Here is a 21,468-nt window from a genome sequence, read left to right as displayed (position 1 = left end):
GCCTTCCCGATGGTCTTCGTGAATTTTTCCCAATGGCGAATAGTACGTGGGAAACATCGAAAAGCGGTCAGAGGAAGTTCGACGGGGATTGGAACAGGCCGTGCCGGCAATGGTATTGCCGCCGGCATGGCGCGTAGAGGACGGCACCGCGAACATGGGCCGGCAAGGCCAGCGCAAGCTGCTGGAGCGGGTCCGAAGCTGGTCGCCCAAGAGCGCTCGCGTTATACGTGACGGGGGGGTGAACGTCTCATTGTTCCGATATTTCAGGAACAAAGCCGATTACATTCACCGCACACCCATTGTTCTCATATTTCAGGAACAAAGAGATTCGCTCGGCAAACCAGACGCACTGGCTTGCCGTGGCATCCCGCATCAAAACTGCCCCGCCGCCCCCGTCCACCGCAAATAATCCCCACGCGTCCAGTCGAGCGACACGCCGACGCGCTTCGTGCCGGGCCGGATCTTCGGCTTGTACACCGACAGCGTCAGCGACTCCAGCGCCGGCCACTCACGGAACGACAGCACCGCGATATCGGCAACGAGCGTCTCCAGCAGCCGCGTATGCGGCTTGTGCGACAGGAACGCGGCAAGGCGCGCGCAATAGCCGTCGTAATCGATCCACTCGCCCTGCTCGCTCGGCTCGCACCGATAGCCGAGCCTTGCATCGATCACGATCGGCTGCGGCGCTTCATGCTCATGCGCATGAATGCCGATCCGCGCGGGCACCTTCAGTTCGTCGACGAACACGCTCCAGCCGCGCCCGCGCAGGCGCGGCGCGTCGATCGCCACGAACGGTTCGTCGAACGGCTTCATGATGCGAGCGGCGCGGCCGCGTCGAGCATGATGCGCACGAAATAGTCGGCGAAGCTGCGACGCAGGACGATCTCGAATGCATCGTCACCGGTCGGGATCAGCACGATCGACGACTTGAAGTAGTGCGACTGCGCACACTGGCCCGGCTTGAACGCACGCGGATGGAGATCGAGCGGGCAGCCACGCGAGAGCACGTCGCGCACGCGTTCGCCGCTGATCTCGACCACCGTATAGCCGCTGCCGACATCGACGGCCGCCGCATACGAACCCTGCACGGCCTCCGCGAGCTGCGCCTCCAGCACGCCAGCCTGCACGGGCCCGTTCGAGCGCACGAGCCACTCGTCGGGGCCGAGCCACAGCACGTCGTACTCGGCGCCGCGCGCGACCGTGTTCGGTGCCGCGGGCGGCCGGCAGCCGACCACGCGCTCGAACGCGCTGACGAACGCCGGATCGCTCAACTCGCCGCGCACGTTGACGAGATCGAGGAACGGCCGCTCGCGCAGCGTGAACTTCTTCGAGGCGCGCGCCTGGTGCGGCTTCAGCACGTCGGCCGCGCCGACGAACGGCGATTCAAGCGTCACGCCGCCTGCGCCCGCCACCTGCGTCTGGTTTCTGGTTTCATTCCACATGCTGACGCACCCCTTCGGTATCGTAGAAAACCGGGCTCGAGATCTTCGCGGTGATGCGCTTGCCGTTGGCCAGCGGAATCACGACGCTCTCGCCCATCTTGTTCAGGCCGCCCTTCACCACTGCAAGCGCGATCGAGCGCTTGAGGATCGGGCTGTAGTAGCTCGACGTCACGTGGCCGATCATCGGCGTCGGATCGACCGCCGACACCTGCGTGTCCTTCGCGATGATCTGCGCGCCTTCCGGCAGCACGAACTGTTCGTCCTCGGTCAGCAGGCCGACGAACTGCTTGCGGCCTTCCTTGGCGGTGTCCGAGCGCGCAAGCGAACGCTTGCCGAGGAAGTCCTTCGACTTCGCGACGACGCCGCCCATCCCGAGGTCATACGGCGTGATCGAGCCGTCGGTGTCCTGGCCGACGATGATGTAGCCCTTCTCCGCGCGCAGCACGTGCATCGTCTCGGTGCCGTACGGCGTGATGTCGAACTCGGCACCGGCCGCCATCAGCGCTTCCCACACCGCGCGGCCCGCATTCGCCGGCACGTTCACTTCATAGGCGAGCTCGCCCGAGAAGCTGATCCGCATCACACGCGCCTTCGCGCCTGCAACCGTACCGTTCCGGTAGCTCATGAACGGGAACGCCTCGTTGCCGAAGTCGATGTCCTGGCACACCTTCTGCACGACCTTGCGGCTCTTCGGGCCGACCACCGCGAACGTCGCCCAGTGATCGGTGACCGACGACAACCGCACCTTCATGTCGGGCCATTCGGTCTGCAGCCAGCGCTCGAGCCACGTGAGCACGCGCGCCGCGCCGCCCGTCGTGGTCGTCATCATGAAATGCTGGTCGGCGAGGCGCACCGTCACGCCGTCGTCGAACACCATGCCGTTCTCGTCGAGCATCAGCCCGTAGCGGCACTTGCCCACTTCGAGCTTGTTCCACGGGTTCGTGTACATCCAGTTCAGCAACTTCACGGCGTCCGGGCCCTGGATGTCGATCTTGCCGAGCGTCGATGCATCGAGGATGCCGACGCTGTTGCGCACCGCCAGGCATTCGCGCTTCACGGCCGCATGGAGATCCTCGCCGTTCTTCGGGAAGTACCACGGCCGCTTCCAGTTGCCGACGTCCTCGAACAACGCGCCGTGCTCGACGTGCCACTCGTGCACGCAGGTCTTGCGGATCGGGTCGAGGAAATCGCCGAGCTCGCGGCCCGCGAACGTGCCGAACGACACCGGCGTGTAGTTCGGGCGGAACGTCGTCGTGCCCGTTTCCGGAATCGTCTTGCCGAGCGCCCCCGCGAGGATCGCCATCCCGTTGATGTTGCCGAGCTTGCCCTGGTCGGTGCCGAAGCCCATCGCCGTGTAGCGCTTCACGTGCTCGACCGACTCGAAGCCTTCGCGTGCGGCCAGCAGGATGTCCGCGGCCGACACGTCGTTCTGGAAGTCGACGAACTGCTTCGGCCCGCGCGCCGCGGCTTCACGGCTGCCGACCAGCCACAGCGGCTGCAGTGCGCCTTCGACGGCTTCCGCGACCTGCGGCGCGACCGCGCGCTGCGCAGCCGTAAAGCCCGCCGCTTTCGCGGCTTCCACGCCCGCATCGACCGCGAGCCGCAGCGCACGCGCCAGGCCGAACTCGCCGGCCGCGGCACCAATGCTCGCTTCCGCCTGCACGGGCTTGCCCGGCAGGAAGCACGCCTTCTCGTCGTTCCAGCAAGCCTTGCCGCCCGACTGCGCGAACAGGTGCAGCACCGGGCTGAAGCCACCCGACATCGCGACGAGGTCGCACGGCAGCGTCTGCAGCTTGCCGCCCACCTGGCCGTTCGAGATCGACGCGACGTCGACCGACGATACGCGCCACTTGCCCGATGCACCCGTCACGACCGCGCCGCTCATCACCGTCACGCCCTGCCGCTTCGCAGCGGCCGGCAGCGCGCCGTTCGACGATGCGCGCGAATCGACGACCGTCACCTTCGCGCCGCACGCCTTCAGGTCGAGCGCGGTCTGGTAGGCGCGATCGTTGTTCGTGAACACGACCGCGTCGCGACCCGGCAGCACGCCGAAGCGATGCACGTAGATGGACACCGCGCCCGCGAGCATCACGCCCGGCAGGTCGTTGTTGCCGAACACGATCGGCCGCTCGTGCGCGCCGGTCGCGAGGATCACGCGCTTCGCGCGGACTTTCCACAGCAGCTCGCGCGTACCCTTGCGCATCGACACCGGCAGGTGATCGGTCAAGCGCTGCGTGACCGTCACGAGGTTGTGGTCCTGGTAGCCGAACGCGGTGCTGCGCGACAGGATCGTCACGTCGGGCAGCTTGCGCAGTTCGGCCTCGATCTTCTCGACCCACTGCAGCGCGGGCTTCGCGTCGATCTCGGCGCGGCACGACAGCAGGCTGCCGCCGAGTTCGCGCTGGTCGTCGACGAGAATCACGCGCGCGCCGGCCGTGGCCGCCGCATGCGCAGCCGCGAGGCCCGACGGGCCACCGCCGACCACGAGCACGTCGCAATGCGCGTAGCACTTGTCGTAGCGATCGGCGTCGAGCGCTTCCGGCGCCTTGCCGAGGCCGGCCGCTTCGCGGATCTTCTCTTCGTACTTCGGCCACATGTTGCGCGGCCACATGAACGTCTTGTAGTAGAAGCCGGCCGGCAGGAAGCGCGACAGCTTCTGGTTGATCGCGTACTTGTCGTTCTCGAGCGTCGGCTCCGCGTTCACGCTGGACGCGACGAGCCCCTGGTACAGCTCGATCTCGGTCGCGCGCGCGTTCGGCACCGTGTACGGGCCCGATTCGAGCTGCACGACGGCATTCGGTTCCGCGACGTCGGCCGTCACGATCCCGCGCGGACGGTGGTACTTGAAGCTGCGCGCGACGAAGTGCACGCCGTTCGCGAGCAGCGCGGACGCGAGCGTGTCGCCCTGGAAGCCTTGATACGTGCGGCCGTTGAACGTGAAGGTCAACGGGATCGCGCGATTGATGCGGCCACCGGTGCCGAGGCGGTCTTTCTGGCTCATTTGCTCGTGCCCTCTTCGTGTGCGTTGCCGGCAGCTTCGCCACCGAACTTTTCGTAGCCCTTGATATCGTAGGTCACCGTGTCGCGCGTGGCCTTGAACCAGCGGCGGCAGCCCTGCGCGTGCAGCCATTGCTCCTTGTGCAGCCCGCGCTTGTTCTCGCGCATGAACACGTATTCGCCCCATTCGCGGTCGGTCATGTTCTCGTTGTTCACGGGGCGCACGATGTCGGCTTCACCGCCGCACGAGAACTCGGATTCGGCGCGCGGCCCGCACCACGGACATTCGATCAGCAACATGTTTATCTCCTCGTTCAGTGCGCGACGGCGGCAGCGCCGTGCTCGTCGATCAGGTGGCCCGTGTAGAAACGGTCGAGCGCGAACGGCGCGTTCAGCGGATGCGGTTCGTCGCGGGCGATCGTGTGCGCGAACACCCAGCCCGAGCCGGGCGTCGCCTTGAAGCCGCCGGTGCCCCAGCCGCAGTTGAAATAGAGGCCCTTCACGTCGGTCTTGGTGATGATCGGGCATGCGTCCGGCGACACGTCGACGATGCCGCCCCACTGGCGGTTCATCCGCACGCGCGAGAACACCGGGAACATCTCGACGATCGCCTGCAGCGTGCTTTCGATGATGTGGAAGCTGCCGCGCTGGCCGAAGCCCGTGTACTGGTCGATGCCGGCGCCGATCACGAGGTCGCCCTTGTCGGACTGGCTGATGTACGCGTGCACCGCGTTCGACATGATCACCGAGTTGACGACCGGCTTGATCGGCTCGGACACCAGCGCCTGCAGCGGGTGGCTTTCGATCGGCAGGCGCACGCCGGCCATGTCGGCGAGCGTCGTCGTGTTGCCGGCCGCGACCACGGCAACCTTCTTCGCCTTGATGAAGCCCTTCACCGTATCGACGCCGACGACTGCGCCGCCTTCGCGGCGAATGCCCGTCACCTGGCAGTTCTGGATGATGTCGACGCCCGCGCGGTCCGCGCCGCGTGCGAAGCCCCAGGCAACCGCGTCGTGGCGGGCCACACCCGCGCGGCGCTGGATCGATGCGCCGAGCACCGGGTAGCGGCTGTTCAGGTTGATGGTCGGCTCGATTTCCTTGATCTGCGCGGGCGTCAGGAATTCGGCGTCGACGCCGTTCAGCCGGTTCGCGTTCACGCGGCGCTCGGTGTCACGTACGTCCTGCAGCGTGTGGGCCAGGTTCATCACGCCGCGCTGGCTGAACATCACGTTGTAGTTCAGGTCCTGCGACAGCCCTTCCCACAGCTTCATCGCCTTCTCGTACAGCGCGGCCGATTCGTCCCACAGATAGTTCGAGCGCACGATCGTCGTGTTGCGCGCGGTGTTGCCGCCGCCGATCCAGCCCTTCTCGAGGATCGCGACGTTCGTGATCCCGTGCTCTTTCGCGAGGTAGTACGCGGTCGCGAGGCCGTGGCCGCCGCCGCCGACGATCACGACGTCGTATTCCTTCTTCGGTTCCGGGCTCTTCCACTGCTTTTCCCAGTTCTCGTGATACGAGAGGCCGTTGCGGAACAGGCTGAATATCGAGTAGCGGCTCATGTTAGTGATCCTTCGTTTAGCATTCGATGACGTTCACGGCCAGACCGCCGCGCGACGTTTCCTTGTATTTCGTCTTCATGTCGGCGCCCGTCTCGCGCATCGTCTTGATGACCGAATCGAGCGACACGTAGTGCTGGCCGTTACCCTTGAGCGCCATCCGCGACGCGTTCAGCGCCTTGATCGCGCCCATCGCGTTGCGCTCGATGCACGGGATCTGCACGAGCCCGCCGACCGGGTCGCAGGTCATCCCGAGGTTGTGCTCCATGCCGATCTCCGCCGCGTTCTCGACCTGGTCGGGCGTGCCGCCCATCACCGCGGCGAGCGCGGCGGCCGCCATCGAGCACGCGACGCCCACTTCGCCCTGGCAACCGACTTCCGCGCCGGAGATCGACGCGGTTTCCTTGTAGATGATCCCGATCGCCGCGGCCGTCATCAGGAATTCGACGATGCCGGCTTCGTTCGAGCCCGGCACGAACTTCACGTAGTAGTGCAGCACCGCGGGAATCACGCCGGCCGCGCCGTTGGTCGGCGCGGTGACGACCCGGCCGCCCGCCGCGTTCTCCTCGTTGACGGCCATCGCATACAGGTTGACCCAGTCGAGCATCGACAGCGGGTCGCGCAGCGACTCTTCCGAACGCTCGCGCAGGCGGGCGTTCAGCTCGGCCGCGCGGCGCTTCACGCGCATCGGGCCCGGCAGGTCGCCCTCGACCTTGCAGCCGCGCTCGACGCAGGCGGCCATCGTGCGCCAGATCGCGAGCAGCCCGGCCCGCACTTCGTCGGCGGGACGCAGCGCGGATTCGTTGCGCATCATCAGCTCGGCGATCGACAGCCCGTGCTCGCGGCACTGGCGCATCAGGTCGTCGCCGGTGCGGAACGGATACGGCACCTCGACCGCCGCGCGCACGCCGTTCACGCGATCGCCGTCGCGGTTCACGACGAAGCCGCCGCCGACCGAGTAATACTCTTTCTCGACGAGCAGCTGGCCGTGCTCGTCGAAGGCCTGGAAGCGCATGCCGTTCGGGTGCACGATGCTCGTGCCGCTCATCAGCTTGCGATAGAAGCCGATGTGCTCCTTTTCCTCGAAGCGGACGGTCTGCTTGCCGAGCAGCGACAGCGATTTCTCCGCGCGGATCGCGGCGAGCCGCGGCTCGATCAGGTCCGGATCGATCGTGTCGGGCAGATGGCCCTCGAGACCGAGCAGCACGGCCTTGTCGGTGCCGTGGCCCTTGCCGGTCGCGCCGAGCGAGCCGTATAGTTCGACCCGCACGCGGCGCACGAAACCGAGCAGGTTCGCGTCCTCCACGTGCGACGCGAAGCGGCACGCGGCGATCATCGGGCCGACCGTATGCGAACTGGACGGGCCGATGCCGATCTTGAACAGGTCGAAGACGCTGACGTTCATCTGGCTTCCTCTGGGTGGGACACACGTGAAATGACGTTGGCGTCAGTACATCAAAGCGTAAAATCGGCCGATAGAACAAAAACGGCATCGACGTGGGATACCGCCGCCAAGCGCCGCTTCGGCGGCCCCGAAAGTGCGTTTTGGCGATGGTTCGCGACGGAAAACCACAAGTCGGGCCGGAACCGATCAGCGACGCTGGCTACATCCGCGCCGCCCGGCCGCGCCCGACTGCCGTACCCGCATTACCCGTATCAACAGACTGAGTGAGACCGCCCGCCCGGCGTGAAGAGATTGGCCGCGATGACAACCGACGTACCCGCTTCCCCCCTCGCAGAACCCGCGCCGCGGCGTATCCGCTTCGGCATCGTGCTCCTGCCGAACTTCACGCTGACGGCCTTCTCGGGCTTCGTCGACATGCTGCGGCTGTCGGCGGACGACGGCGACTACAGCAAGCCCGTGCGCTGCGCGTGGAGCGTGATCGGCGAAACCCTCGCACCGGTGCGCGCGAGCTGCGGGATCCAGATCACGCCGTGGGAAACGTTCGACGGCGCCGAGCCGTTCGACTATGTGGTGGTGGTGGGCGGGCTGTTGCATTCGGGGCCGCAGGCGGGCCCCGAGACGCTCGACTTCATCCGCCGCTCGGCGGCGGGCGGCGCGACAGTCGTCGGCATCTGCACCGGCGTGTTCACGCTGATGCGCGCCGCCGTGCTCGACGGCTACCGCACCTGCGTGAGCTGGTTCCACTACTGGGATTTCATCGAGCGCTTTCCGGCCGCCGACCCCGACCTGCTGATCGCCGACCGGCTGTTCGTGATCGACCGGCGCCGCATCACCTGTTCGGGCGGCCGTGCGTCGATCGACGTTGCCGCCGCGATCCTGCTGCGCCACTTCGATCACGCGACCGTGCAGAAGGCGCTGCGCATCCTGCTGGTCGGCGAGATGCAGAAAGGCAACGCGCCGCAGCCGCATCCGCCGGGCCTCGAGCCGGCGACGCACCCGAAGGTCAAGCGCGCGATTCTTCTGATGGAACAGCATGTCGGGCGTGCGCTGTCGCTCGACGAGCTCGCGAGCAAGCTCGATTTGTCGACGCGGCAGCTCGAGCGGCTGTTCAAGGCCGAAACGGGCAAGAGCCCGCAGGCGTTCGCGAAGCAGGTGCGGCTGCGCACGGCCGCGTGGCTGCTGACGAGCTCGGACCGCACGGTGGCCGATATCGCGTCGAGCTGCGGGTTCGCCGATGCGTCGCACCTCGGTCGCGAGTTCCGCAAGCAGTTCGGCGTGCCGCCGGCGACCTACCGGGAGCGCGGCGGGGACGCGGCGGAAGCCGGCGCCGCGGCAGAAGCGGCGGCGCCGGCCGAGGACACGATCGACTGACACGCGCCGACCGGCCTGGCCGCGTCACTTCGTCAGGCGTGCGCCCTGAATTGAAACTGCAGCCTGCCGTCCTTGAACGGCAGGCTCGACAGGTCGTCCTGACCGACTTCCTCCCGGATCAGCCGGTTGAGTTTGGCATTCATCTCCACCATCAACGCGCCGTGCAGGTCCGGACGCATCGCCAGGTTGTGCATCTCGTCCGGATCGGTATGAAGATCGAACAGCTCGAGGTCATTGGCGGCCGTCAGATCGGCGAGCGTATCCGGCTCGTTGAAATTCGATAGCGCAAAGTAGCGGCTGAACCGATACCGGCCGTCGAACACGCTGCGGATCGCGCCGCGCTGCGCCAGATCCGGTTGCAGCGCGGCCGCCCGCCGGTGCATCTCGTCGGGCGGCACGCCCCGGTCCCGCATCGTCCTGAACTCGGCGAGCATCCATTCGCTGTCGTAGTAAAGCAGCATCGCGTAATTGAACAGCGCCGCGTCGCGGATCGCATGCACGCTCGCCCGTTCCGGCTGCGCGAGCAGATGGGCGAAGCTGGACCCTTTCGCATCGGGGCCGACGACACTCGCAACCTTGTCGGCCGGCGCACCGGTCAACGCGACGAGCGTCGGCGCGACATCGAGATGCGAAGTGAGCGCGCGGCACGACTTCCCGCCGCGAAATGCCGGATGCCGGACGATCATCGGCACGTGATTCTGTTGCCGATACGCGTTCGCACCCTTGTCGATCATCTGGTGATGGCCCGCCAGATCGCCGTGATCGGACGTCAGCACGACGATCGTCTTGTCGGCGATGCCGAGATCGTCCAGTTCGTCGAGCAGGCGCTCGACGTGCCGATCGCAGTCGCGTATGCAATTCAGGTAGTAATCCTGATAACGCTTGACCGTCGCATCGTCGAATTCGATCTTGCCGATCAGCGCCTCGTGGGCGGCGGAATACATCGCGTGCGCCTTCGGCCGATCCGGCGCGGCGAGCGGCTGGCGGCGCGATACCGGCAGCGGCACCTTGTCCCAGTGCGCACCGTATAGCTGCGTATCCGGCGCCGGACGCGTCGGAATCAACCCGGACCCGTTCGGCCGCCCCGACGGGTCGGTGTTGAGCCACATCACGTCATGAGGATTCACGAGGTTGACCGCGAGCATCCACGGCTTCGCGCCGGCCGCATTGCGCCGCTGCTCGCGCATCCAGCTGATGGCGGCCTGGGTGGTCACGCCGTCGAAGTTGTAGCCGCCATGCGCGGAGCCGACGAGGTCGCCGACGCCAAAGTAATCGTCGAAGCCGTACGAGCGCATCGCTTTGTTGTAATCGGCCACCGGCGCGTTGTACGGCGAATTCGATTCGTGCATCGTCGCGCTCAGATGCCACTTGCCGACGTACACGGCCTGATAGCCGGCGTCCTTCATCATGTGACCGACGGTCCGGATCGACGTCGGCATGTCCGGTTGCCACGGTAGCCCCGCGTTGTCGAACACACCCGTGCGCTGCATGTGCTGGCCCGTATAGATGGTCGAGCGCGACGGCGAGCACACGCAGGCGGCAATCTGGTGGTTGATGAAACTGATGCCGCTCCTGGCGAGACGCTCCCGCCCCGGCACGCTCATCGGCCATGCGTCGAAATAGCGCTCCTGGTCGACGAGCACGAACAGGATGTTGTAGCCGGCCGGCAGATCGAATCGCGCGGACAGCGCAGGGTTCGACTCGTTCGCCACGGGCTTCGCCGCCGATCCGCCGGCCATCGCCACGGACGGCGCGAGGGCCGCCGTCATCGCGACGGCGCCGGACGTCTTGAGAAACACGCGACGCCGGCTGTCGGGAAACGCCCGATTCGCTTCCGGTGAACCTGCGGGATTGATCAGCTCAGGCATGACTCGTTCCAATGACAAAGGACCTGCGACAACATCCGGGGGTGTTCAAATTTGTTCCATGTGCGGAACATTGATTCGTGGACGGCATTGTTGCATAGAGCATTTTCAAACAAAAGCGGTTTTCATCATCGTCGTTTTATCCGAGAAAATTCGGTAAAAACCATGAGTTCTAGGCCAATTGGTTTGATGTTCTAATGTTCCGCACACGCCACAATGTTCCATGTATGGAACAAAAAACTCAAACCAACCACCTGATCCCCACCGCCCCTGAACAAAAATGAACAGAACATGTTTGGTAGGACTGCTTGTCATTTCCGTCAGCGGCGCCGCTTCGGCGCAAAGCAGCGTGACGCTGTACGGCAGCCTCGATTCCGGCGTCGCCTACGTCAACAACAGCGGCGGGCACGCGCTGTTCAAGGCGAACCAGAGCAACATGCAGCCGGATCGCTGGGGCATCACCGGCGCCGAGGATCTGGGCGGCGGATTGCGTTCGGTGTTCCGCCTGGAAAACGGCTTCTTCACGAATACCGGCGCATTCGTGAACCCGGGCACCGAGTTCAACCGGCGCGCCTACGTCGGTCTCGACTCCGACCGGCTGGGGACCTTGACGCTCGGCCATCAGAGCGCGCTGTCATTCGATTTCCTCACGCCGTTCGCCAATGCGTACGCGGGAAACTCGTGGAACATGTTCCATCCGGGCAACGTCGACGGGCTCGCCAACTCCGCGACGTCGGTGATCGACAACGCGGTCAAGTACCGCTCGCCGAGCTACGGCGGCGTCAGCGTCGCCGGGCTGTTCGGGTTCGGCAACACGACCAACTTCGGCCACGGCAACACGTGGAGCGCCGCGCTGACGTATGACCACGGCCCGTTGCAGGTCGCGGCGTTCTACCAGCGCCAGCACAACCAGGCGTTCGCGCTGGCACCGCTGGCGCTGGGCACGTTCCAGGGGCAAACCGCCGCGAGCTATGTAGCCGACCGGGCGGAATTCTGGGGCGCGGGCGGCGCCTATACGCTGGGGCCCGTCAAACTGCATGCGCTCTATACGCGGGTCAAGCTGGAGTCGAAACAACACGCGGACATCTACCAGGCCTACGATTCCGGCGCCGAATGGTCGGTCACGCCATTCACCACGTTGACGGCGGGCGCCAACACCACGACGCTGGATGCGCATCGCTGGACCCAGGTCGGTCTCGGATGCCTCTACGCGCTGTCGAAGCAGACCCAGCTCTACTTGCAGGGCATTGTCGAGCACACCAACCCGGGAGGATTCGCCGCGTTGTCCGTCGCCGGCATTTCGAGCACGAACAACCAGGTGATGGTGTTGACCGGGATTCATCACAGCTTCTGACGGGCGCGAGCGCCCCGCCCGCGACCTTCTTCCGTTCCGGGTAACGATCGTCCGCGACGACGACGCACGGTCGCGCGGTCGCACGATCGCCTCATTGCCGCCCAACCGGAAAACCGACGCGCCCCCGACGCCACGCCCGGCATCGGGGGTATCGCCATTTCTCCCCCTTTCCGCCCGCCCTTCATCGCGCCGCCCACGGCGCGCGCAACCGCGCTCGGGGTTTTACCTCAGCAGCTTTTCCTTGCGATCCGGAGCGATCGGTAGCAGCATGTGCGTTCATTCTAGATCTATGTGTTCATTTTTGAACATTTCAAAGTAACGTGGCAGGAGACAACATGCTGAAGATCGGAATCGTGGGTGGCGGCATCGGCGGGCTTGCGGCGGCAATCGCGCTGCGTCGCGCGGGCCACCAGCCCGTCGTGTTCGAACAGGCCGCGCGCTTCGGGCGCGTCGGCGCCGACATCAACCTGACGCCCAACGCGGTGCGCGCGCTCGACGGCCTCGGCATCGGCGCGAAGCTGCGCGAAACGGCCGCGCGGCCGAACGCACGCATCAGCCGCATGTGGGACACCGGCGAGGTCACGTCGCGGCTCGCGATGTCGGATGAAGCGGAACGCCAATACGGCGCGCCGCAACTGACCATGCATCGTGCGGATGTGATGGCGGCGCTGGAGCAGGTGCTGCTCCCCGGCGAGCTTCACCTCGGCAAGCGCACCGTGGCCGTCGACCAGACCGCCGACAGCGCGACGGTGACACTCGACGACGGCGCCACGCACACGTTCGATCTGCTGCTGGGCGCGGACGGCATCCATTCCGGCGTGCGCCGGTTCCTGCTCGGCGACGAACACCCGCAATTCACGGGCATCGTGTCGTACCGGGCGGTCGTGCCGGCCGAGCGCCTCCAGGGCGGCGATCTCGGCGCCTTCGTCAAATGGTGGGGGCCCACCGACGATCTGCAGATCGTTACGTTCCCGTTGAATCTTGGCCGCGACATCTTCATCTTCGCCACCACGTCGCAGCCGGACTGGACCCACGAATCGTGGACCATGCCCGGCGACCCCGACGCGCTGCGGCGCGCGTATGCCGATTTCCATCCTGACGCGCGTGCGCTGCTCGACGCATGCGATACGGTGCTGGCTTCCGCGTTGTATATTCGCGATCCGTTGCCGAAATGGACCGGCGAACGCATGGCCCTGCTCGGCGACGCGTGCCATCCGATGATGCCGTTCATGGCGCAAGGCGCCGGCATGGCGATCGAGGACGCCGTCGTGCTGTCGCGCGCGTTGAGCGGCGCCGGGCCGGACACGCTCGCCGCGGCGCTGGCGCGCTATGAACGCGCCCGCCAGGAACGGACAGCGCGCATCCAGATCGGCTCGCGCGGCAACAACTGGCTGAAGAGCGGCGGCAATGCCGACTGGGTCTACGGATACGATGCCTGGTCGGTTCCACTGGCCTGAACCCCGCACACGCTTTCAACGACAAAGATGACAACGGACAAACCTGACGCCTCGCGATCAGCCGATGCCTCGCCGTCACCGGTCGAGCGCGCCTTTCGCCTGCTGCGATTCATCGCGGAAGGCGGCTCGACCGCCAATCTCAGCGACATCGCGCGGCAAATCGACGTCAACCGCGTGACGGTAAAACGCTTGCTCGACTCGCTCGAGGCAGCGGAATTGATCGAACCGCATCCATCGGGCGGATCGTATCGGCTCGGCATGTCGTTCCTGACGCTCGCCGCCGGCGCGCTGGGCAATGCCGATCTCACCGCACGCGCGCGACAGGTTCTTCCGGGCCTCGTCGAGAAGACCGGCCTCTCCGCGTACCTCGTGGTGCTCGAAGGCGCGGAGATCGTTTATCTGCTGCGCGAGACGCCCGATACGCCGCTCGTCAGCCGCATTCGCGTCGGCAGCCGGATTCCCGCGCACCGCGCGACGCCCGGGCTGGCCATGCTCGCCCACCTCGACGGCCCCGCGCTGCGCGCACGCTACGCGAACCGCGCGGACGAGCGCGACGCGCCCGACTGGACGACGCTAGACGCCACGCTCGAAGCGGTGCGCGGCAACGGCTGCGCATGGAGTTTTTCGGGCCTCGAAGCCGGCATCGATTCCTGCGCGGCAGCGGTTCGGGACAGCCGGGGCGCCGTGATTGCGGCACTCAGCATCGCCGGCCCGGACAGCGCGTTTTCGGCTAATCCTTCGCTGCGGCAGATCGTCGAGACCAGCATCAAGGCCGCGGCTCAGGCGCTGTCCCGCTCGAGTCTTTGACGCGTCCGCCGTGCCCCGCCGCCGGCAGCAGCCGGCGGACGCGAGGCAGGCGATCGCTCGGCGACGCCCACATGTGGCGTCTGCCTGTCCCGCCACCACGTCGGCCGGGCCCCACAACGAGCCGGAATATCCGAAACTGGAACCGGTTTCAATCCATTTAACCGACGTTGCCTCCCGTTAACTGAGGGTTATCCCGGATGCTGTCGCACATTCAAATTTGTATGATGACCACATAACCTGACAAACCAGAGCACCATGTTCGAGAAAATTCCCGCCCGTGCGATGAGCGACCATGTCGCGCAGCAACTGCTCAAGCAGATCGAAGTCGGCAGTTTCTCCGCCACCGGCAAGCTGCCGACGGAGGCCGTGCTCGCGCAGGAATTCGGCGTGAGCCGCACCGTGATCCGCGAGGCAATCTCGCGGCTGAAGAACGAGGGCGTGGTCGAGCCGCGCCAGGGCAGCGGCGTGTACGTGAACCAGCACGGTGCGATCCGGCCGCTGCGGATCGACTACGCGGAGGCGGTCGAGGCCACTTCGCTGCCGCACCTGCTCGCGGTGCGCCGCGCGATCGAGGCCGAGGTCGCGGCCGAAGCCGCGTTGAATCACACTGATGAAGACATGGCCGACATCGACGATGCGCTGCGCAAGATCGACGATGCGGTGGCCGAAGGGCGCGACGGCGTCGCGGAAGACGTCGCGTTCCACCGCACGATCGCGGCCGTCACCGGCAACCCGTATTTCCTGAAGACGCTGCAGTTCCTGAACCAGTACCTCGAAGCCGGCGTGAAGGTCACGCGGCGCAACGAAGCGACGCGCGAGGACTTCTCGCGCCAGGTACGCGAGGAGCACGCGGCGATCGCCGACGCGATCCGCGCGCGCGACCCGATGGCCGCACGCAACGCGGCACGCACGCACATGTACAACGCCGCCCGCCGTCTCGCGGAAGCCGGCATTTGCTGAAGCGCGCGGCCGCAGCCTCCGCAGGCGCCGCCGCTGTCACGAACCTCTCCCGAATCGATCAAGGTTGACCATGTCACGAAATGTTGGAGTCATCGGCCTCGGCGCGATGGGCCTCGGCGTCGCCCGCTCGCTGCTGCGCGCCGGCCTGCGCGTGCACGCATGCGACGTGCGCGACACCGTGCTGCAGGCGTTCGCCGCCGAAGGCGGCATCGCCTGCGCGACGCCGGCCGAACTCGGCGCGCAGTGCGACGTCGTCGTCACGCTCGTCGTCAATGCCGCACAGACCGAAACGGTGCTGTTCGGCGAGCACGGCGCGGTCGCGGCGATGAAGCCGGGCGGCGTCGTGATCGCCAGCGCGACCGTCGCGCCCGAATTCGCGGTTGCGCTCGGCGCGCGCATCGAGGCTGCCGGCCTGCAGATGCTCGATGCGCCCGTGTCGGGCGGCGCCGCGCGCGCGGCCTCCGGCGAGATGACGATGATGACGTCGGGCCCGGCCGCCGCGTACGCGGGCTGCGAGGACGTGCTCGCGGCGATCGCCGGCAAGGTCTATCGCCTCGGCGATGCGCACGGCATCGGCTCGAAAGTGAAGATCATCAACCAGCTGCTGGCCGGCGTGCACATCGCGGCAGCGGCCGAGGCGATGGCGCTCGGCCTGCGCGAAGGCGTCGATGCCGATGCGCTGTACGACGTGATCACGCACAGCGCCGGCAACTCGTGGATGTTCGAGAACCGCGTGCCGCACATCCTCAACGGCGACTACACGCCGCTGTCGGCCGTCGACATCTTCGTGAAGGATCTCGGCCTCGTGCTCGATACCGCGCGCCGCAGCAAGTTCCCGCTGCCGCTGTCGGCCACCGCGCACCAGATGTTCATGAGCGCATCGAGTGCCGGCCACGGCGGCGAGGACGATTCCGCCGTGATCAAGACATTCCCCGGCATCACGCTGCCGCCTGCCCGCTGATTCGAACGACGCTTCCGCCATGACCGCTTCCGCTTCCCGTCCCCTGCTCGGCTGCATCGCCGACGATTTCACCGGCGCGACCGATCTCGCGAACATGCTCGTGAAGAGCGGCATGCGCACCGTGCAGACGATCGGCGTGCCCGCCGACGGCACTGCAGCTGATGCCACGCTCGACGCCGATGCGATCGTCGTCGCGCTGAAGTCGCGCACGATCCCTGCGGCCGACGCCGTCGCGCAATCGCTCGCCGCCTACGAATGGCTGCGCGCGCAAGGCTGCCGGCAGTTCTTCTTCAAGTACTGCTCGACATTCGATTCGACCGATGCGGGCAACATCGGGCCCGTCGCCGATGCGCTGCTCGATGCAGCCGGCGGCGGCTTCACGATCGCATGCCCGGCGTTCCCCGAGAACGGCCGCACGATCTATCGCGGCCACCTGTTCGTCGGCGACGTGCTGCTGAACGAATCGGGGATGGAGAACCATCCGCTCACGCCGATGAAGGATGCGAACCTCGTGCGCGTGCTGCAGCGGCAAACGAAGTCGCCGGTCGGCCTGATCCGCTACGACACGATCGCGCTGGGCGCGGCCGCCGTGCGCGCGCGGATCGAACAATTGCGCGCGGAAGGCGCGCGCTTCGCGATCGCCGACGCGCTGTCGGACCGCGACCTCTACGTACTCGGCGAAGCGTGCGCGCGCTTGCCGCTCGTCACCGGCGGCTCGGGCATCGCGCTCGGCCTGCCCGCGAATTTCCGCCGCGCGGAGCAACTGCCCGAGCGCGACAACGCGGCGTCGCTGCCGCGCATCGACGGCCTGTCGGCCGTGCTCGCCGGCAGCGCGTCGAAGGCCACCAATGCCCAGGTCGCCGCATGGCGCACCACGCGGCCGAGCTTCCGCATCGATCCGCTCGCGGCATCGCGCGGCGAACCCGTCGTCGACCAGGCACTCGCGTTCGCGCGCACGCACCTGCCGCAGCCCGTGCTGATCTATGCGACCGCGACACCCGACGAAGTGAAGGCCGTGCAGCAGGCACTCGGTGTCGACGCGGCCGGCCATCTCGTCGAAGCCACGCTCGCGGCGATCGCACGCGGCCTGCGTGATCTCGGCGTGCGCAAGTTCGTCGTCGCCGGCGGCGAAACGTCGGGTGCGGTCGTGCAGGCGCTCGACGTGAAGTCGCTGCAGATCGGCGCGCAGATCGATCCGGGCGTGCCGGCAACGGCCACCATCGACGCGCAGCCGCTCGGCCTCGCGCTGAAGTCCGGCAACTTCGGCACCACGGACTTTTTCGACAAGGCGCTGCGCGCGCTGGACGGAGCCGCACGATGAGCGACGAAGCGAAACTGCGGGAAGAGATCTGCGTGGTCGGCGCGAGCCTGTATGCGCGCGGCCATGCGGTGGGCAGCGCCGGCAACATCAGCGCGCGCCTCGCCGACGGCTGGCTGATCACGCCGACCGACGCATGCCTCGGCCGGCTCGACCCGAACGACATCGCGAAGGTCGGCCTCGACGGCCAGCCCGTATCGGGCGGCAAGCCGTCGAAGACGCTCGCACTGCATCGCGGCATCTACGCGCGCAACGCCGAAGCGAACGGCGTCGTCCACACGCATTCGACGCATCTCGTCGCACTGACGCTCGCGGGCGTGTGGCGCGACACCGACGTGCTGCCGCCGATCACGCCGTACTACGTGATGAAGGTCGGCCACATTCCGCTGATCCGCTACCGCCGCCCCGGCGACCCGGGCGTCGCGGCCGAAGTCGCGGCGCTCGCCGACCAGGTGCGCGGCGTACTGCTGGACCGCCTCGGCCCGGTGATGTGGGGGCCGTCGGTGTCGCACGCGTCTTACGCACTCGAAGAGCTCGAGGAAACGGCGCGGCTGTGGCTGATGACGCACCCGAAACCCGAACCGCTCGACGACGCCGCGCTCGACGAATTGCGCACCAGCTTCGGCGCGCGCTGGTAACGACGCACCCCGCAACGATTCCCATGCCCGCCGTGTGCGCGGGCCTTCCGTCAGCACACACACGACCGGCGACGTACGCGCCGCCGGCACACGACATCATTGGAGACGACGATGACTGCTCTCGACGCGGCCGCTGGCCGCTCGCCCGCCGCGCCCGCCCATGCCGCGGAACTCGACCGCACCTACAAGAAAGTGTTCTGGCGCATCGTGCCGTTCCTGATGCTCTGCTACGTGGTCGCGTATCTCGACCGCGTGAACGTCGGCTTCGCGAAGCTGCAGATGTCGCAGGATCTCGCGTTCAGCGAAACCGTGTTCGGGCTCGGCGCCGGCATTTTCTTTCTTGGCTATTTTCTGTTCGAACTGCCAAGCAACCTGCTGATGCACCGGATCGGCGCGCGCATCTGGATCGCACGAATCATGATCACGTGGGGCCTGCTGTCCGCGCTGTTCGCATTCGTGCAGACGCCCACGCAGTTCTACGTGCTGCGCTTCCTGCTCGGCCTCGCGGAAGCCGGCTTCTACCCCGGCGTGATCCTGTATCTCACGTACTGGTTCCCGTCGCATCGCCGCGCGAAGATCATTGCGGTGTTCATGTCCGCGATTCCGGTGTCGGGCATCTTCGGCAACCCGCTGTCAGGCTGGATCATGGAGCGCTTCCACGGCGGCTCGGGCTTCCACGGCTGGCAATGGATGTTCATGATCGAAGCCGTGCCGGCCGTACTCATCGGCATCGCGACGATCCTGTATCTCGACAACAGCATCCGCAGCGCGAAGTGGCTCGACGAGCGCGAGAAGCAACTGCTGGAGGACGAGATCGCCGCGCAGCCGCAGGAACAGCAGCAGCACGGCCATTCGCTGAAGGCCGTGTTCTCGGACCCGCGCATGTGGTGGATGTCGCTGATCTACTTTGCGTTCGTCACGGGCCAGTACGGCCTCACGTTCTGGATGCCGACGCTCGTCAAATCGACCGGCATCACCGATACGCTCCAGATCGGCCTGCTGTCGGCCATTCCGTTCCTCGTCGCGATCGTCGTGATGAACCTGTTCGGCCACAGCGCGGACAAGCGCCGCGAGCGCCGCTGGCACCTGATCGTGCCGGCGCTGATGGGTGCGGTCGGGTTTGCGGTTGCCGCGTCGTACTCGCACAATACGGCGGTGTCGATCGTGTTCCTGTCGCTCGCGGCGGGCGGCGTGCTGACCTGCGCACCGCTGTTCTGGTCGCTGCCGACCGCGTTCCTCGCGGGCTCCGCAGCCGCGGCTGGGATCGCGATCATCAACTCGGTCGGCAACCTCGCCGGGTTCGCGAGCCCGTACGTGATCGGCTACCTGAAGGACGCCACGCACAGCACGGCGTCCGGCATGTACGTGCTCGCCGCGATGCTCGTGATCGGCGCGATCGCCGTGTGGCTCACGCCCGCGAAACTCGTCAACCGCTGATTCGCCAGACGAACGATCCGGCCGCCATTCGACGCGGGGCGCCGTGCGCCCCGCCCCATTCATTCACAGGACCCGCTGCCATGCCACGCTTCGCCGCCAACCTCTCGATGATGTACACCGAGCACGCGTTCCTCGAACGCTTCGCCGCTGCCGCCTACGACGGCTTCAAGGCCGTCGAGTACCTGTTTCCGTACGACTTCGCCGCCGAGGACATCCGTGCGCGCCTCGACGCGCACGACCTCGAGCAGGCACTGTTCAACGCGCCGCCCGGCGACTGGGCCGCGGGCGAACGCGGCACCGCTTCGCTGCCGGGCCGCGAGGACGAGTTCCGGCGCGGCATCGACCAGGCGCTCGACTATGCGCGCGTACTCGGCAACAAGAAGCTGCACGTGATGGCCGGCATGGTGCCGCCGGGCGCCGACCGCGCACGCCATCGCGACACCTACGTGGCGAACCTGCGCCATGCGACGCAGGCCGCTGCCGCGCACGGCATCACGATCCTGATCGAGCCGATCAACCAGCGCGACATGCCCGGCTATTTCCTGAGCCGCCAGGACGACGCGCAGGCGATCTGCGCGGAAGTCGGCGTGCCGAACCTGAAGGTGCAGTTCGACTGCTACCACTGCCAGATCGTCGAAGGCGACCTCGCGATGAAGCTCAAGCGCGATTTCGCGGGGATCGGCCATATCCAGATCGCGGGCGTGCCCGAGCGCCACGAGCCGGATATCGGCGAACTCAACTACCCGTATCTGTTCGCGCTGATCGATGCGCTCGGCTACGACGGCTGGATCGGCTGCGAGTACCGCCCGAAGGCCGGCACGTCGGAAGGCCTCGGCTGGCTCAAGCCGTACCTGTAATTCCCGTATTCCTTTGAGGGTGAAGAACATGAAAGTACTGATCACCGGCGGCGCCGGCTTTCTCGGCCAGCGTCTCGCGCGCAAGCTGCTCGAGCGCGGCGAGCTGACCGGCCCCGACGGCCGCAGCGAGAAGATCGACGAGCTGGTGCTGCTCGACGTCGTCGCAGGCAGCGATTTCGGCGACGCACGCGTGACGTCGATCGTCGGCGACATCGCCGACCGCGCGGTGCTCGACGACGCGATCGACACGCAGACCGGCGCGATCTTCCACCTCGCGGCAATCGTCAGCGGACAGGCCGAAGCCGATTTCGATCTCGGCATGCGGATCAACCTCGACGCGTCGCGCACGCTGCTCGAAGTGTGCCGTGCGCGTGGCCATCGGCCGCGCGTCGTGTTCACGAGCTCCGTAGCCGTCTACGGCGGCACGCTGCCGGATGTCGTGCAGGACGACACCGCGCTGAACCCGCAATCGTCGTACGGTGCCGAGAAGGCGATCGCCGAGCTGCTGCTGTGCGACTACGCGCGGCGCGGCTTCGTCGACGGCCGCGTGCTGCGGTTGCCGACGATCAGCGTGCGGCCGGGTCGCCCGAATGCGGCCGCGTCGTCGTTCGCGAGCGGCATCATCCGCGAACCGCTGAACGGCGAGGAAAGCGTGTGCCCGGTGCCGGGTTCGACGCGACTGTGGCTGCTGTCGCCGCGCGGCGCGATCGAAGCGCTCGTCGCGGGCTGCGAGATTGACAGCGCGAAGCTCGGCAACAAACGTGTGATCAATCTGCCCGGCCTGTCGGTGTCGGTCGATGAAATGATCGCGGCGCTGCGCGAAGTCGCGGGCGACGAAGTCGTGAAGCTGATCCGCCATGTGCCGGACGAACGCGTCGAGAAGATCGTCGGCAGCTGGCCGGGCCGTTGGGATACGTCGCGCGCGGAAGCGCTCGGGCTGAAGGGCGACACGTCGTTCGCGGACGTGATCCGCAGCCATCTCGCCGACGAACGACGCTGAATCCGCGCCGCGCGACACACGTGGCGGGCACGGGCTACCCGGT

The 21,468-nt window shown here is 66.8% G+C and carries 17 protein-coding genes and 1 pseudogene; 11 read left to right on the top strand and 7 right to left on the bottom strand.

Features of this window, described 5'->3' with window-relative positions; translation table 11 throughout:
• Nucleotides 1–372: 372 nt before the first annotated feature.
• From BCEP18194_RS25260 to BCEP18194_RS25235, 6 genes are read right to left on the bottom strand one after another with little or no spacing between them, the layout of a single operon-like run.
• Complete coding sequence (locus BCEP18194_RS25260) at nucleotides 373–813, bottom strand: dihydroneopterin aldolase (RefSeq protein WP_011354099.1); 441 nt, start codon at nucleotides 811–813, stop codon at nucleotides 373–375.
• Nucleotides 810–1,442 carry a sarcosine oxidase subunit gamma gene (locus BCEP18194_RS25255; protein ID WP_011354098.1) on the bottom strand — a complete coding sequence of 211 codons (633 nt, stop codon included), beginning with the start codon at nucleotides 1,440–1,442 and terminating at the stop codon, nucleotides 810–812. The genes BCEP18194_RS25260 and BCEP18194_RS25255 overlap by 4 nt, the downstream gene beginning before the upstream one ends.
• Nucleotides 1,432–4,443 (bottom strand): sarcosine oxidase subunit alpha family protein, encoded by a 3,012-nt coding sequence (locus BCEP18194_RS25250; protein ID WP_011354097.1) that lies wholly within the window; start codon nucleotides 4,441–4,443, stop codon nucleotides 1,432–1,434. The genes BCEP18194_RS25255 and BCEP18194_RS25250 overlap by 11 nt, the downstream gene beginning before the upstream one ends.
• Complete coding sequence (locus BCEP18194_RS25245) at nucleotides 4,440–4,739, bottom strand: sarcosine oxidase subunit delta (RefSeq protein WP_011354096.1); 300 nt, start codon at nucleotides 4,737–4,739, stop codon at nucleotides 4,440–4,442. The genes BCEP18194_RS25250 and BCEP18194_RS25245 overlap by 4 nt, the downstream gene beginning before the upstream one ends.
• 14 nt (nucleotides 4,740–4,753) lie before the next feature.
• Nucleotides 4,754–5,998, bottom strand: a complete 1,245-nt coding sequence (locus tag BCEP18194_RS25240; protein ID WP_006480591.1) for a sarcosine oxidase subunit beta family protein — start codon at nucleotides 5,996–5,998, stop codon at nucleotides 4,754–4,756.
• A gap of 16 nt (nucleotides 5,999–6,014) precedes the next feature.
• Nucleotides 6,015–7,400, bottom strand: coding sequence for an L-serine ammonia-lyase (locus BCEP18194_RS25235; protein ID WP_011354095.1), 1,386 nt, complete (start codon nucleotides 7,398–7,400; stop codon nucleotides 6,015–6,017).
• Between the two features lie 300 nt (nucleotides 7,401–7,700).
• On the opposite strand from BCEP18194_RS25235, the gene BCEP18194_RS25230 reads away from it, so the two are divergent.
• The gene (locus BCEP18194_RS25230; RefSeq protein WP_011354094.1) at nucleotides 7,701–8,771 is read left to right on the top strand and encodes a GlxA family transcriptional regulator; all 1,071 of its coding nucleotides are present in this window, start codon (nucleotides 7,701–7,703) and stop codon (nucleotides 8,769–8,771) included.
• A 32-nt stretch (nucleotides 8,772–8,803) separates the two neighbouring features.
• Here the strand turns inward: BCEP18194_RS25230 and BCEP18194_RS25225 are convergent, their stop codons facing one another.
• Nucleotides 8,804–10,639, bottom strand: coding sequence for a sulfatase-like hydrolase/transferase (locus BCEP18194_RS25225; RefSeq protein ID WP_011354093.1), 1,836 nt, complete (start codon nucleotides 10,637–10,639; stop codon nucleotides 8,804–8,806).
• 277 nt (nucleotides 10,640–10,916) lie between these two features.
• Here BCEP18194_RS25225 and BCEP18194_RS25220 point away from each other — a divergent pair, with 277 nt between their 5' ends.
• The 10 genes and pseudogenes from BCEP18194_RS25220 to denD all read left to right on the top strand — a co-directional run bounded on the left by BCEP18194_RS25220 (nucleotide 10,917) and on the right by denD (nucleotide 21,425).
• Nucleotides 10,917–11,990: a porin gene (locus BCEP18194_RS25220; protein ID WP_011354092.1), complete on the top strand. Its 1,074-nt coding sequence runs from the start codon at nucleotides 10,917–10,919 to the stop codon at nucleotides 11,988–11,990.
• 335 nt (nucleotides 11,991–12,325) lie between these two features.
• Nucleotides 12,326–13,447 carry an FAD-dependent monooxygenase gene (locus tag BCEP18194_RS25215; RefSeq protein WP_011354091.1) on the top strand — a complete coding sequence of 374 codons (1,122 nt, stop codon included), beginning with the start codon at nucleotides 12,326–12,328 and terminating at the stop codon, nucleotides 13,445–13,447.
• A 27-nt stretch (nucleotides 13,448–13,474) separates the two neighbouring features.
• A complete protein-coding gene (locus tag BCEP18194_RS25210; RefSeq protein WP_011354090.1) occupies nucleotides 13,475–14,254 on the top strand; it encodes an IclR family transcriptional regulator in 780 nt (259 codons plus the stop codon).
• 255 nt (nucleotides 14,255–14,509) lie between these two features.
• Nucleotides 14,510–15,214, top strand: a complete 705-nt coding sequence (locus BCEP18194_RS25205) for a FadR/GntR family transcriptional regulator (RefSeq protein WP_011354089.1) — start codon at nucleotides 14,510–14,512, stop codon at nucleotides 15,212–15,214.
• A 52-nt stretch (nucleotides 15,215–15,266) separates the two neighbouring features.
• Nucleotides 15,267–16,175: pseudogene (ltnD, locus tag BCEP18194_RS25200) on the top strand (L-threonate dehydrogenase); the annotation flags it as partial.
• 19 nt (nucleotides 16,176–16,194) lie between these two features.
• Nucleotides 16,195–17,496, top strand: a complete 1,302-nt coding sequence (gene otnK, locus BCEP18194_RS25195; RefSeq protein WP_011354088.1) for a 3-oxo-tetronate kinase — start codon at nucleotides 16,195–16,197, stop codon at nucleotides 17,494–17,496.
• A complete protein-coding gene (locus BCEP18194_RS25190) occupies nucleotides 17,493–18,131 on the top strand; it encodes an aldolase (protein WP_011354087.1) in 639 nt (212 codons plus the stop codon). Before otnK ends, BCEP18194_RS25190 begins: the two co-directional genes overlap by 4 nt.
• Nucleotides 18,132–18,242: 111 nt before the next feature.
• Nucleotides 18,243–19,568: an MFS transporter gene (locus tag BCEP18194_RS25185; protein WP_011354086.1), complete on the top strand. Its 1,326-nt coding sequence runs from the start codon at nucleotides 18,243–18,245 to the stop codon at nucleotides 19,566–19,568.
• Nucleotides 19,569–19,648: 80 nt separating this feature from the next.
• The gene (otnI, locus tag BCEP18194_RS25180) at nucleotides 19,649–20,425 is read left to right on the top strand and encodes a 2-oxo-tetronate isomerase (RefSeq protein WP_011354085.1); all 777 of its coding nucleotides are present in this window, start codon (nucleotides 19,649–19,651) and stop codon (nucleotides 20,423–20,425) included.
• Between the two features lie 28 nt (nucleotides 20,426–20,453).
• Complete coding sequence (gene denD, locus BCEP18194_RS25175) at nucleotides 20,454–21,425, top strand: D-erythronate dehydrogenase (protein WP_011354084.1); 972 nt, start codon at nucleotides 20,454–20,456, stop codon at nucleotides 21,423–21,425.
• The last annotated feature ends 43 nt before the right edge of the window (nucleotides 21,426–21,468 follow it).

Origin of the sequence: Burkholderia lata, assembly GCF_000012945.1 — a bacterium.
Classification (GTDB): Bacteria; Pseudomonadota; Gammaproteobacteria; order Burkholderiales; family Burkholderiaceae; genus Burkholderia; species Burkholderia lata.
This window is presented reverse-complemented; position numbering and strand designations above follow the sequence as displayed.